The organism is Rhizorhabdus sp. (assembly GCF_018006725.1).
Taxonomy (GTDB): domain Bacteria; phylum Pseudomonadota; class Alphaproteobacteria; order Sphingomonadales; family Sphingomonadaceae; genus Rhizorhabdus.
The window spans coordinates 63,321-76,029 of the sequence record NZ_JAGMXV010000002.1; the positions used below are offsets into that span (position 1 = coordinate 63,321).

Sequence of the window (12,709 nt, forward strand, 5' to 3'; positions counted from 1 at the left end):
GCGGTCCGCCTATTGCCCATGTTCGTCGAGCCACAGCGCGTGGGCGTCGATCCGCAGCCGCGTGATCGCGCGATGCGCCTCGGCCCGCGCCTCGATCTCGGCGCGCCGCGTCTCACGCGCCTGACGGCGTGCGTAGAGCAGGTCAGCCAGATCGATATGACCGAGCGCATTACCCTGTTCGGTGCGCCCGGCGGCGGCATCCGCTGCAGCAGCGGCCTTCTCCATCTCGATCCAGGCCGCATGACGGCTGCGCGCGCCGGATAGATCCGCGCTTGCAGTCGCTTCGACCGACCGCTGCACCGCCGACAGTTCGAAGCGCGCAGCGTCGGCCTCGGCCCCGGCCTGGTCCGCAACCGCGCGCCGATGCCCGCCACCCAGCGGGATCGACGCGACCACGCCGGCGCCGCGCTCCATCCCGCTGCGCTCGCTGAACATCCGTACGCCAAAGGAGGGATCGGCCACCCGGTCGGCCCGCGCCCGACGTGCCAGCACGTCCATCCGCATCGCTTCGCGGTCGGCGGCAACAATCTCGTGGCTGTTCTCGACCACCTTGTCGCGCAGTCGATCCAGGCCGCCATCCGGCAATTCAGGCGCTGCCAGAGGCGGCGGTTCATCGCCCATCACGAGATCGGGAAAATTGGAGGCCAGCTTCGCGCGCGCCTGTTCGCGCTCGGCGAAGGACGCGGCCGCCTGCGCCTCGATCTGGCCGAGCGCGGCTACCGCCTGATCGACCTCCAGGTCCGAGGCGTCGCGAAGCCGGCGACGCAGACGGACGACGTCCACCGCTTTGCGCGCCAGCTCCGCATTGTCGCGATCGTTGCGATGCAATTCGCCCGCTGTCAGCCAGTCATACCAGAGCGTCGCCAATTGCAGCGCAGTCTGGTGCCGGACATCCTCCATCCGGTTCTCGGCGACATCGACCCCAAGATCGCCCGCAGCGCGGTCGAGGCCTGCCTTGCCGGGCAGACGGAAGGGCCGGCTGACGGTGACGTCGAACTCGTCATAACCGCCCTCGCGATCGACACTGCGCCGAATATAGCTGCCGTTCACGACAGCCTCGTGGGTGCCACGGCGCAGCCCGGCACCCTGCGCACGCGCTGCCTCCAGTCGCGCACGCGCTGCGGCCACGGTCGGATGGCCGTCGAGCGCAGCGAGAACCTGAGGTGTCGGCGGCAGGCTGGACGCCGCAGCTGCAGGCGCCGAAAGCATGGTGGCGACCCAAAGCGATGCCAGAAGGCGCGCCCTGTTCATTCGATCCTCCCGCGCGCGACAATAGGCGTGGCGAGCCAGCGAACCGGCCAGCGACGACGCGCACCACCGACCGTCGCGACCAGCGAGGCGGTCGCAGCCTCATCGACGACAAGCTCGACCGCGCTGCGGCGGAGCGTCGCCAGAACCTGCTCTCCGGTCCCTGCATCGCTGAAATCGCGTCCGAGGACGCGCTCGTCGCGCAGGTGAACCGGGGCCTGCACGGCAGCGCGCAGCGCCTCGGCGATCGGCTCGGCATCGGCGGACGCACAATGGAAGCAGAGCAGGACCTCAGCCACGGGCGGCCTCCGCGCGGCTCTCGCCGAATCTTTCGTAGAGCATGGGCAGCAGGATCAGGGTCAGGAGGGTGGAGGTGACGAGGCCGCCGATCACCACGATCGCCAGCGGGCGCTGGATCTCGGATCCCGGCCCCGTTGCAAACAACAGCGGCACCAGCCCAAAGGCGGTGATGCTCGCGGTCATCAGCACCGGGCGCAGGCGTCGCTCCGCGCCGAGGCGAACCGCCTGCGCGATGGGCAGGCCTTCGTCGCGCAGCTGGCGGAAATAGGCAACAAGGACGAGCCCGTTGAGGACCGCGATGCCGAGTAGCGCGATGAAGCCGACCGAGGCCGGAACAGAGAGATACTGACCCGACACCCACAGGCTGACGATCCCCCCCACCATCGCGAAGGGGATGTTGAGCAGGATGATGATGGCCGCCCGCAGCGAGCGCAGCGTCCCGAGCAGCACCCCGAATATCAGTAGCAGCGCGCCGGGTACGACCAGCGCCAGCCGCGCCGAAGCGCGCCGCTGATTCTCGAACTGGCCGCCCCACACGATGCGATAACCATGCGGCAAGGTAACCTTCGCCGCGACCGCAGCCTGCGCATCGTCGACATAGCCGACGAGATCGCGGCCCGAGACGAATGCCTGAACAAGGGCGAAGCGCGATCCATTCTCATGGTCCAGCTTGACCGGCCCCTGCACGCGCTCGACCTTCGCCATGTCGCTGACGCGGGCGAGCGTCCCTTCGGGCGTGTGTAGCTGAAGGTCGGCGAAGCGGGCCGGATCGGAGCGCAGGCTTTCGTCGCCGCGGATCAGGATCGGCACGCGCTTCTGCCCTTCGGCGACCACCCCGGCGCGGACACCCTCGACCTGCGCGCGCAGCGAATCCTGCAGCTGGTCGACCGGCATGCCGAAGCGGCCGGCGGCGGCGCGGTCGATGTCGAGGCGCAGATAGTCGACATTGGAATTGGCGACGGTCATCACCTCGGACGCGCCATCGATCCCGGACAGGACATGCTGCACCTGCCCGGCCAGATCCGCGAGCGTGGCGAGATCCGGGCCGAAGATCTTGACCGCCAGGTCGCCACGCGCGCCTGTCAGCATTTCCGACACGCGCATCTCGATCGGCTGGGTGAAGGTCGGCTCGATCCCCGGCAGCCCGTCCATCGCCTTGCGCATCTCGGCGAGGACGAACTCCTTGTCTCCGCGCCATTCGGAGGCCGGCTTGAGCCGGATGAAATTGTCGGTCTCGTTCGGCCCCATCGGATCAAGGCCGATTTCGTCCGATCCGACGCGCGCGATCACCTCGCTGACCTCGGGGATCGCCTTCAGCGTGCGGCCGACGAGCAGATCGTCGCGCACCGACTGGTCGAGGCTGATCGACGGAAGCTTGCTCGTCTGGACGATCATCGAGCCCTCGTCCATCGTCGGCATGAAGGTCTTGCCGACCGCGCCATAAGCGATGCCCGCCACCAGCAGCCCCGCCCCCGAGAGCGCATAGACCAGCCGACGCCGCGCAAAAGCTTCCTCCAGCAGCGCGTGATAGCGCGGGTTGAGCCAGCGCATGATCCAGGGTTCGCCATGATGGCCGCTCTTGAGCCCATAGGAGGAGAGCACCGGCACCAGCGTCAGCGCGAGCAGCAGCGATCCCGCCAGCGCGAACACGATGGTGAGCGCGACGGGCGCGAACAGCTTGCCCTCCAGCCCCTGCAGCGACAGCAGCGGCAGGAAGACCAGCGCGATGATGACGATGCCCGCCGTGACCGGCACGATGACTTCGGCGGTCGACCGGAAGACGAGATTGAGGCGCGGATGCCCCTCGTCATGTTCGCGACCCAGCCGCTCGACGATATTCTCGACCACCACGACCGCCCCGTCGACGAGCATTCCGATCGCGATCGCCAGCCCGCCCAGGCTCATCAGGTTGGCGGACAGGCCCATGCCGCGCATGAACAGGAAGGTGATCAGCGCCGCCATCGGCAACGTCACCGCGACGATCGCGGCGGCGCGCCAGTCGCCCAGGAACAGGATCAGCAGAATGACGACGAGGATCGTCGCCTCGATCAGCGCCTTCTCGACCGTGCCGACCGCGCGACCGATCAGGTCGGAGCGATCGTAGAAGACGTCGAGCCTCGTGCCGGCCGGAAGACCGCGCTCGACCTCCGCCAGCCGTTCGCGGACGCCGTCGACCACCTGCCGCGCATCAGACCCGCGCAACGCGATCACCAGCCCCTGCACCGCTTCGCTCTCGCCATCCTTGGTGACCGCGCCATAGCGGGTGAGACTGCCCATGCCGACCGAGGCAACATCCCCCAGCCGGACGATCCGGCCGTTACGGCTGGCGACGACCATCGAGGACAGATCCTCGACAGAGGCGATCGCGCCTACCGACCGGACGATCAGGGCCTCTTCGCCGCTGGTCAGCCGGCCAGCGCCGTCATTGCGGTTGCCGCGCTCGATCGCCGCGCGGAGCTCGTCGATCGACAGGCCCGCGCTCGCCAGCGCGACTGGATCGGGACGCACCTCGAAGCTGCGGACGAAGCCGCCCAGCGCGTTCACGTCGGCGACACCGGGCACGGTGCGCAGCGCGGGCCGGATCGTCCAGTCGAGCAGGTCGCGTTTCTCCTGCAGCCCGAGCGGCCCTTCGATCGTAAACATGTAGACGTCGGACAGCGGCGTGGAGATCGGGGCGAGGCCACCGCTGACGGCGTCGGGCATGTCGGCAAGAACGCCGCCCAGCCGTTCCGCCACCTGCTGGCGCGCCCAATAGATGTCGGTGCCGTCTGTGAAGTCGATCGTGACGTCGGCGATGGCATATTTGGCGGTCGAGCGGAGGATCGCCTGGCGGGGGATTCCCAGCATCTCCATCTCGATCGGCGCGATTACCCGGCTTTCGACCTCTTCGGGGGTCATGCCGGGGGCCTTCAGGATGATCTTGACCTGGGTCTGGGCGATGTCGGGATAGGCATCGACCGGCAGCGTCGAGAAAGCCCAACCGCCGAGGCCGGCCGTAGCGAGCGCCAGCATGAGGACCAGCAGGCGATAGGACAGCGCCTGCGCGACGAGCGAACGGAGCATCGATCAGCGCGCCAGCGCCAGGGCCTTGAGCGCGCTTGTGCCGGTCACGGCGATCCGTTCGCCCGGCTTCACGCCCGAGAGGAGCAGGGCCTCACCGTCGCTGGTCGCACCGCTGGAAACGGTGCGGATGCGGAAGCCGCTGGGGGTGCGGACAAAGACGACCTCATGCCCGTCGAGATTGGTGATCGCGCCCGCCGGCACCGACACCGCGCCCGCCGGCGGCGGGCCTTCGAGCGTGATGCTGGTCGCGCGTCCGGCGATCACGCCGGGTCCTGCAGGGAGCTTCGCTTTGAGCGTAATCGAGCGGGTGGCGGGGTCGATCGTGCTGCCGACCGAGGTGACCGTTCCCTTCGCAGCGCCAAGCCGAATGCCCATGCCAGGTTTCGCCTGACCGGCGAGGCGTTCGGGCAGTTGCGCCTCGACTTCGTAGCGGTCGATGGCGTCGATGACATAGGGTGCGCCAGTGCCGTCGACCGGATCGCCGGCCTGCAGCGCAGCCTTGGTCACCCGGCCCGCGATCGGGGCGACGAGCATATAGGTGCCGTTGCCGCCGCGGCCGTTGACGAGATCGAGGATGCGCGCCTTTTCGGCGACGTCGGCGCGCGCTTCCGCCGCCTGCGCCTGCGCTTCGTCCAGGCGGGCGCCCGCGACGACGCCGGCCTTCTGGAGCTGCGCCATGCGCTGAGCGCTCGAACTGGCCACGCCCAGCCGTGCGCGGGCGCGGGCGAGATCGCCGCTGAGCGAGACGACGTCGCGACTGGCGATCACCGCCAGAGGCTGGCCGCGCCGCACGCTGTCGCCCTCGACCGCCATCGTACGGACCACCACGCCCGGAAGCGCGGCGGCGACAGCGACGCGCGCACCGGGCGGCGGTACGACGACGGCAGGCAATTGCGCGATCGGTGCGCTGGTGGCCGCCATGGCCGGGGCGGTCCTGATCTCGAGCCGATTCAGCTGATCGGGGGTCAGCGGGAGGATGTCGGACGACGGCGTGGCGGCCGCAGTCACGCCGTCCGGCGCGCCGTTGCGGGCGGGCTCGCCGCCCATGCCCCACCAAAGGAGCCCCGCCGCGCCAATCGCCGCCAGTCCCCCGATTGCATAGCCCCGATAGTTTCGCATGCGCAGCAACTAGCCGGCGAAGCTGACGTCTGCCTGACGGCGCCGGTCAGTTCGCCCGAAAGTCGAGAATAAGCTCGCGCCGCGCCTGATCGGTCGACAACCGGCCGCCGGCCGCCGCCATGATGCGGTCGGCGATGGCCAGACCGAGCCCGGCGCCGGTCCGGCTGGCATGGTCGGCACGGCGGTGCCGCTGGACGAGAACAGCCAGCCGGTCCGGCGACAGGCCCTCGCCTTCGTCGCGCACCCGCAGCATCGCGCCGGGGCCCGCCGCGACGATCACCGAGCCGCCGGGCGGCGTGGCACGGATCGCATTCTCCACCAGATTGCGGAGCGCCGCCGCAATCGCTTCGCGATGCCCGTTGACTACGGGCGGCACGCCCACATTCTCGATACCGATGCCGCGCCCCGCATCGATCGCCTGTGCTGCCATCAGGGCAACCACCTCCTCGGCAATCTCGGGCAGAGCGACAGCAGAAGGAGGCTGGGCCGCGACCGCGCCCGAATCGACCTGTGCGAGCAGCATGAGCTGGTCGATCAGCCTGCGCATGGCGGACAGATCATGTTTGAGCCGCGCGATATCGGGATGATCGATGCTGTCGAGTTCGAGCGACAGCACGGCAAGCGGCGTGCGCAGTTCATGTGCGACGTCGGCGGCAAAGGCCTCGTGCCGGGCGGCCGCATCGTCAAGCCGGCCGAGGAGCCGGTTCACCGCCTGGGCAAAGGGCAACGCCTCGGCAGGAAAGCGTCCGGTATCGATCCGGATTCCGCGCTCCGTGCCCTGCGCGCTTTCGATCGCCTGCGCCGCATCGCCAAGCGGGGCGAAGGCGCGACGGATCACCCACAGACTGGCGAAAGCAAGCGGAAGCACGAGGACCAGCACCGGCAAGCCAACATGCTCGGTCATCTCCTTGATCGCCAGATCCAGTGCGGGGCCCGGGCCGAGATCGCGGAAGGACAGGCCATATTCGAGCAGGACACCGAACATCAGCAGCACCGTCCCACCACCGCCGATCAGCGACAGGCCGAGCCCGAGTCGGCGGATGACCGAACGCCGCATCGGCATCAGTCGACCGCGCGAAGCATATAGCCCAGCCCCCTTATCGTGTGCAGCATGCCGCCCGCATCCGCCTGGTCGAGGCGACGGCGCAGGCGCGACACGATCGCCTCGACCGCGTTGGGCGTCACTGGCTCGGCAAAGCTGTAGAGCGCGTCTTCGATCACAGCACGACGCACCACCGTTCCCGCATGGCGCATGAGGATTTCGAGCAGGTCGGCCTCGCGCCGGCCGAGATCGAGCATCCGGCCCGCGACGCTGGCCTGCCGGGTCGCGGTATCGAAGCGCAGCGATCCATTTTCCAGCAGACTGTTGGCACGCGGTCCCGGCCGCCGGAGAAGCGCGCGGATCCTGGCGGCGATCTCGTCGATCTCCGCCGGCTTGGTGACATAATCGTCGGCGCCGGCATCGAGACCCGAAACCCGCTCCTCGAGCGACCCTCGGGCGGTAAGGATCAGCGCAGGGACGCTTTCCCCTGCCCTGCGCCGCGCAGCAAGCCAGTCGACTCCGTCGCCATCGGGCAATCCCAGGTCGAGGACCAGCGCATCATAATGCGCCGTCGCCATGGCCGTGTCCGCTGCATCCAGCGAATGGGCGATGTCGCAGGCAAGCCCGCGGCGGCCCAGGCCTTCGGCGGTGAGAGCCGCGAGCCGCGCATTGTCCTCGACGATCAGCAGCCGCACATGACCTCCTCGGCGCCCCGCAACGCGTCGCCTTCGCTACAGCAGCCCAGCATGACGAGGCAATCTGACCTCAGCCTGACGCAAGGGCCCGCGCAATTCTATTGCGCGGTTAAATTTAGGGGCTAGGCTGCGCTCCCCATGACCGGCCGCGCACCAGAAGCCGGCCAGACAAGGGACATCCGCATGATATTCGGGCGCGTAAAGCCTCTCGACGCCATTCTCGCTACTGCAGCAAAGAAGTCGCTGCACCGGTCCTTGGGCCCCTTCCAGCTGACCATGCTGGGCATCGGCGGCATCATCGGCACCGGCATCTTCGTTCTCACCGCCGAAGCCGCCCAGAAGGCGGGGCCGGGCATGATGCTCAGCTTCATCATCGCCGGCTTCGTCTGCGCGGTAGCCGCGCTCTGTTACGCCGAAATGGCGGCCATGGTGCCCGTTTCGGGCTCTGCCTATACCTACAGCTATGCCGTGATGGGCGAGCTGGTCGCCTGGATGGTCGGCTGGGCGCTCGTGCTAGAATATGCGATCGCGGCGGGCGCCGTCTCGGTCGGGTGGTCGGGCTATGTCGTCGGGCTGTTCCAGCATCTGACCGGCATAACCGTGCCAAAGACCTTCATATTGGGTCCGATCGACGGCGGCCTGATCAATATCCCGGCTGCGATAATCGCGCTGGTGGTGACCTGGCTGCTGGTGCTCGGCACCAAGGAGAGCGCCACGGTGAACGCCATCCTGGTGGCAATCAAGGTGGCCGCGCTGAGCCTGTTCGTCGTGCTGGCGCTGCCGGTCATGAACCTCCAGAATTTCGATCCGTTCGCGCCGCTCGGCTTCGCCGGCATCTCGGCCGCCGCCGCGTCGATCTTCTTCGCCTATGTCGGCTTCGATGCGGTCTCGACCGCAGCCGAGGAAACCAAGAACCCGCAGCGCAACATGCCGATCGGCCTGATCGGTTCGCTGGCCATCTGCACCATCTTCTACATGCTCGTCGCCGCCGGCGTGATTGGTGGCGTCGGCGCGCAGCCTATGCTCGATGCGGCCGGCAACGGCCTGCCGACCGGATCGACCCAGCTTGCCGCCGCCTGCTCGGCGATCGGCGACGCCAAGGTCGTTTGTTCGAAGGAGGCCCTGGCCTGGACGCTGCGCGAAATCGGCTGGCCGCAGGTCGGCAATCTGATCGGCCTTGCCGCAGGTCTGGCCCTGCCCTCGGTCATCCTGATGATGATGTTCGGCCAGACCCGCATCTTCTTCGTCATGAGCCGCGACGGCCTGCTGCCGTCGGCCTTTTCGCGGGTTCACCCGAAGTACAAGACCCCGCATGTCGTGACGATCATGACCGGCGTGTTCGTGTCGATCTTTGCCGCCCTGTTCCCGGTCGGCGCGCTGGCGGACATCTCCAATTCGGGTACGCTGTTCGCCTTCGCGGCGGTCTCGATCGCGGTGCTCGTGCTGCGCCGGACTGACCCGGACCGCAAGCGTCCCTTCCGTACGCCGGCGGTGATGCTCGTGGCGCCGATCGCGGCGGCGGGCTGCGTCTATCTGTTCTTCAGCCTGTCTTTCTACACCGTGTCGCTCTTCTTCGGCTGGGCCTTTGTCGGCCTGATCGTCTATTTCAGCTATGGCTATCGGAAGAGCAATCTGGGCCGGGGTATCATCGAGACGCATGAAACCGATGCGGATGTACCGCCGCAGCCGGTTCCACCGATTGACTGATCGCGCACCGTCGACAGTCCATGCGAGAAGCCCGGCGAAAGCCGGGCTTCTTTCGTTTCAGCGCTGGTCGAGCCGACCTTCGATCAAGCCCCCCAGATCCTCGTCCGTCGGCAGCCGCGGGCCCATCTGCGCGATGATCCGGCCGGCGGCGATCGATCCCATGCGCAGGCAGGTCTCGATATCGCGTCCACGCGCCAGCCCTGCGAGGACGCCGGCCGCGAACAGGTCGCCCGCGCCGGTCGTGTCGACGATCCGCCCGAAGGGTTCGGCCGGCACCGCCACGCGACGCCCGCCCTCGACCGCGATTGCGCCATCGGCGCCGCAGGTCGCGATCAGCAGCGGAACCCGTGCCGCAGCCCAGGCCACTCCCGCCTCGAAATCGGATCGCCCGCTGAGCTCGGCCAGTTCGCCTTCATTGGCGAACAATATGTCGATGGACCGCTGATCGAGCAATTCGACGAAATCGTCATGATGCTCGCGCACACAAAACTCGGAAGACAGGGTGAAGGCCGTCCGTCGGCCGTGACGGCGCGCCATGTCCAGCGCCGCGCGGCAGGCCGCGCGCGGCTCCTCGGTCCGCCACATATAGCCTTCGACGTATAGGATCGCGCTATCGGCGGCTATGCCGGCGTCGAACGCGGCGGCTGGCAGATATTCGGACGCGCCGATCGCCGTGTTCATCGTGCGATGACCGTCCGGGCTGACGATGATCAGGCAGCGCCCCGTGGGCGTTTCGATCGGCGGCAGCGGAAAGTCGATGCCGCTGGCGGTCATGTCGCCCGCGAAGAGCAGGCCCAGCCGGTCGTGGCCCACCTGTCCAACAAAGGCCAGCCGCAAGCCGAGGCGGGCGAGCGCGGCCATGGTGTTGGCCGCCGACCCCCCGCACACCTCCTCGCACAGGCCCATCGCTTCGTGCAGGATGACCGCACGATCGGGGTCGATCGGCTGCATGAGGCCGCGCTGCAGCCCTTGGGCGAGTATGAACTGATCATCCTTGTGGCAAAGTACGTCGACCAGCGCATTGCCGATCGCGACCACATCATAGCGGGGCGGAATCATGTCGCTCCCCTAGAGCGAGACACGCCGCGTTGGAAGGGCGGCGCACCGCGCTCTGCCCAGCCGATCGCATCCGTCGTTCGCGGCAAGGGACTTGCACTGGACAGCTTATGGTGTTGATCGCTCTGCCATGACGATCCGCGCACTCCCGCTCCTGATTCCCCTCGGCCTGCTGGCCGCCTGCGGACCCGGCACACCGCCGCCCGTGCTGACCGCGCCGCCGCTCGTGCGGAACGAAGCCGGGCTCGATCGTGTGCTCGGTCGCGATGCCCGCGCGCTGATCGCGCTGTTCGGCACGCCGAACCAGGACGTCCGCGAAGGCACGGCGCGCAAGCTGCAATATGCCAGCAGCGTCTGCGTGATGGACGCCTATCTCTACCCGCCCGCACCTGGACGCGAGGCCGTGGTGACCCATGTCGACGCCCGGATGCCCAATGGCGACGACATCGACCGCGCCTCCTGTATCGCGGCGCTCAGCCGGCGACGCGAAGCGCGGTGAGCACTACGCATCCACAAGCCGCTCTCGCTCGGGTCCGTTAGGCTACCGCCCCGTGCGTCGCGACGGCGCGCGGACGACGGCGAAGGCTATGGCCGACGAGGCCGAAGCCGAGGATCAGCATCATCCAGGTACCGGGCTCCGGCGCGACGATCACCGCCTGGACGAGGAAGTCCTGCTTGCCCGCGACCGTCAGCGCCTGCAGACCCTGTGCGAGCGGGGCCGAGCCATTGGCCGTGCTGACATAATTCAGATAGGTCTGCGCCTGCGCGATAACCTGCGAGAAATTGGACGAGGCGGGCGTGGAGAAGTAGGTGTTGCCGCTGGTAACATCGAACGGGTTGCTGGAGGATTCGCTGACGATTTCCCACAGGGCGATCTGAAGCGCGGAAGCCTGGACCGCCGTCATCGGCATGGAGAGGCTCGGTGCAAACTGGCCGAACAGCTGCGAAATCTGCAGCGCCTTGCCCACACCGATTCCGCCCGCAATGCTGCTCTTGCCGGCCTGGGCCAGAGGATCGACGGTGTAGCTATAGGTAGAATTCAGAACGGCATCCTCGAAGGGTTCGACGCAGAAGGCGAAGAAGCTGTTGCCGGAACCCACCAACTGCTGCGTATCGGTCCCGCCCGTGCGCGTGAGCGTCGCCAGACCGTTTAGAACCTGGCTCGCGAACGGCGTACCGTTCGGGCGAACAGCGTGCATCGTGATGGTATTGCCGGTCCCGACGCTGTTGAGCGTTGCGATGACGGTTGCGGCCGACGCGCCGGTTCCCATGCAGGCGCCTGCCAATCCGAGTATCAGGATGAGCGCAACGGAGCGCAGACGGTGCATATGCTTGTATCCCCCAGAGAACGGTCGTTCCGACCCATTCATTACGGGAAATTACGGAGCAAGAAGCAGGCCATATGAAAGGCTCGCTGATTCCAAAGGGGAATTCAGCGCGCATCCAGCGCCGTCGTAAGAAATTCCGACAGTCGGCAAAGCCCGCTTGCTGTCAACGCCCGTGGAGGCGGCTCAGATCGAGCAGGTCGGCCGTCACCCAGCCATTGACATAATTGACGTAGAACAGGCCGAAGGTCACCGCCGAGACGATCGTCGTCCATAACAAGGTGCGCCAGACCGAGAAGCGCGGCGGGGCGCTTTCGACCTGACCCGGCACCGCCGCCTCCGGCTCCGCGCTGCTGCGGAGCCGGAAGGGCAAAACGAGGAACAGGCACCCCCACCAGAAGAGCAGATAGATCGCGATGATCGACGTGAACTTCATGATGCCATCCTTCCCCGAAAGCCGTCAGAGCCGGATGATCGACACGTCGACGATCGGCTTCTTGCCGGTCCAGGCCGTCGCGCGGCGGCGAACGGCGAGGCGTACCGCCTCGCGCAGCTTGACTTCATCGCGCCCGCCCTTGCGCACCGCCGCTTCGGCAGCATCGGCCGCGTCGGACAGGAACGCCTCGCGATCCTCCTCGACCGGCAGTCCCTGAATCTGCAGCGACGGTTCGCCGCGCAGCCGGTCGCCCTTGTCGAGCACGATCGTCACGCCGACGAAGCCATATTGGGCGATGCGGCGGCGCTCGTTCATCGTCGACCCATCGGCCGGCAGGATCACGTCGCCGTCGAGAACGAGGCGTCCGGTGCGCTCATGGCCTACCGCCTTCGGCCCGTCAGGAGCGAGCCGGACGACCGTACCGTTCTGCTGGACGATGCCGTGCGGCACGCCATGGGCCTTGGCGAAGCGCGCCTGTTCGGCCATGTGGCGCAACTCGCCATGGACCGGCAGGATGATGTCCGGACGGATCCAGTCGTACATTGCAGCCAGTTCGGGGCGGCCGGGATGGCCGGAGACGTGGACGTCGGCCTGGCGCTCGGTGATCATCTCGATCCCCTTTGCCGCCAAGGCATTCTGAATGCGACCGATTGCGATCTCGTTGCCCGGAATCTGCTTCGACGAGAAGACGACGGTGTCGCCCGCCGACAGTTTCACC

General features: G+C 67.6%; 12 protein-coding genes. 2 read left to right on the plus strand and 10 right to left on the minus strand.

The window, feature by feature from the left end:
- Window positions 1-9: 9 nt before the first annotated feature.
- From KAY22_RS00885 to KAY22_RS00910, 6 genes are read right to left on the minus strand one after another with little or no spacing between them, the layout of a single operon-like run.
- Window positions 10-1,251 (minus strand): TolC family protein, encoded by a 1,242-nt coding sequence (locus tag KAY22_RS00885; protein ID WP_296618949.1) that lies wholly within the window; start codon window positions 1,249-1,251, stop codon window positions 10-12.
- The gene (locus tag KAY22_RS00890; RefSeq protein ID WP_296618951.1) at window positions 1,248-1,547 is read right to left on the minus strand and encodes a DUF3240 domain-containing protein; all 300 of its coding nucleotides are present in this window, start codon (window positions 1,545-1,547) and stop codon (window positions 1,248-1,250) included. The genes KAY22_RS00885 and KAY22_RS00890 overlap by 4 nt, the downstream gene beginning before the upstream one ends.
- On the minus strand, window positions 1,540-4,611 hold the full coding sequence (locus tag KAY22_RS00895; protein WP_296618953.1) for a CusA/CzcA family heavy metal efflux RND transporter: 3,072 nt from the start codon (window positions 4,609-4,611) through the stop codon (window positions 1,540-1,542). Before KAY22_RS00895 ends, KAY22_RS00890 begins: the two co-directional genes overlap by 8 nt.
- 3 nt (window positions 4,612-4,614) lie before the next feature.
- The gene (locus tag KAY22_RS00900) at window positions 4,615-5,730 is read right to left on the minus strand and encodes an efflux RND transporter periplasmic adaptor subunit (protein ID WP_296618955.1); all 1,116 of its coding nucleotides are present in this window, start codon (window positions 5,728-5,730) and stop codon (window positions 4,615-4,617) included.
- A 46-nt stretch (window positions 5,731-5,776) separates the two neighbouring features.
- Complete coding sequence (locus KAY22_RS00905) at window positions 5,777-6,787, minus strand: HAMP domain-containing sensor histidine kinase (protein WP_366514052.1); 1,011 nt, start codon at window positions 6,785-6,787, stop codon at window positions 5,777-5,779.
- Window positions 6,788-6,792: 5 nt separating this feature from the next.
- The gene (locus KAY22_RS00910; protein WP_296618958.1) at window positions 6,793-7,467 is read right to left on the minus strand and encodes a response regulator transcription factor; all 675 of its coding nucleotides are present in this window, start codon (window positions 7,465-7,467) and stop codon (window positions 6,793-6,795) included.
- Window positions 7,468-7,650: 183 nt separating this feature from the next.
- Between KAY22_RS00910 and KAY22_RS00915 the strand changes: the two genes are divergently transcribed.
- Complete coding sequence (locus tag KAY22_RS00915; protein ID WP_296618961.1) at window positions 7,651-9,174, plus strand: amino acid permease; 1,524 nt, start codon at window positions 7,651-7,653, stop codon at window positions 9,172-9,174.
- Window positions 9,175-9,231: 57 nt separating this feature from the next.
- On the opposite strand, the gene KAY22_RS00920 is transcribed toward KAY22_RS00915, so the two are convergent.
- Entirely contained in the window at window positions 9,232-10,233 is a 1,002-nt protein-coding gene (locus KAY22_RS00920) for an adenosine kinase (protein WP_296618963.1), read from the minus strand.
- A 127-nt stretch (window positions 10,234-10,360) separates the two neighbouring features.
- On the opposite strand from KAY22_RS00920, the gene KAY22_RS00925 reads away from it, so the two are divergent.
- Complete coding sequence (locus KAY22_RS00925; protein WP_296618967.1) at window positions 10,361-10,729, plus strand: hypothetical protein; 369 nt, start codon at window positions 10,361-10,363, stop codon at window positions 10,727-10,729.
- Window positions 10,730-10,766: 37 nt separating this feature from the next.
- Here the strand turns inward: KAY22_RS00925 and KAY22_RS00930 are convergent, their stop codons facing one another.
- The 3 genes from KAY22_RS00930 to KAY22_RS00940 form a co-directional block, all read right to left on the minus strand.
- Window positions 10,767-11,558, minus strand: coding sequence for a PEPxxWA-CTERM sorting domain-containing protein (locus KAY22_RS00930; protein ID WP_296618969.1), 792 nt, complete (start codon window positions 11,556-11,558; stop codon window positions 10,767-10,769).
- A 163-nt stretch (window positions 11,559-11,721) separates the two neighbouring features.
- On the minus strand, window positions 11,722-11,991 hold the full coding sequence (locus KAY22_RS00935; RefSeq protein ID WP_296618971.1) for a DUF1467 family protein: 270 nt from the start codon (window positions 11,989-11,991) through the stop codon (window positions 11,722-11,724).
- Between the two features lie 24 nt (window positions 11,992-12,015).
- The coding region (locus tag KAY22_RS00940) for an MBL fold metallo-hydrolase RNA specificity domain-containing protein (protein WP_296618975.1) at window positions 12,016-12,709 on the minus strand (694 nt) is incomplete at its 5' end.

Coding starts and splice junctions, on each gene's coding strand:
- KAY22_RS00885 (WP_296618949.1), bottom strand. CDS start 1,251: ATGAACAGGGCGCGCCTTCTGGCATCGCTTTGGGTCGCCACCATGCTT.
- KAY22_RS00895 (WP_296618953.1), bottom strand. CDS start 4,611: ATGCTCCGTTCGCTCGTCGCGCAGGCGCTGTCCTATCGCCTGCTGGTC.
- KAY22_RS00900 (WP_296618955.1), bottom strand. CDS start 5,730: ATGCGAAACTATCGGGGCTATGCAATCGGGGGACTGGCGGCGATTGGC.
- KAY22_RS00905 (WP_366514052.1), bottom strand. CDS start 6,787: ATGCGGCGTTCGGTCATCCGCCGACTCGGGCTCGGCCTGTCGCTGATC.
- KAY22_RS00915 (WP_296618961.1), top strand. CDS start 7,651: ATGATATTCGGGCGCGTAAAGCCTCTCGACGCCATTCTCGCTACTGCA.
- KAY22_RS00920 (WP_296618963.1), bottom strand. CDS start 10,233: ATGATTCCGCCCCGCTATGATGTGGTCGCGATCGGCAATGCGCTGGTC.
- KAY22_RS00925 (WP_296618967.1), top strand. CDS start 10,361: ATGACGATCCGCGCACTCCCGCTCCTGATTCCCCTCGGCCTGCTGGCC.
- KAY22_RS00930 (WP_296618969.1), bottom strand. CDS start 11,558: ATGCACCGTCTGCGCTCCGTTGCGCTCATCCTGATACTCGGATTGGCA.
- KAY22_RS00935 (WP_296618971.1), bottom strand. CDS start 11,991: ATGAAGTTCACGTCGATCATCGCGATCTATCTGCTCTTCTGGTGGGGG.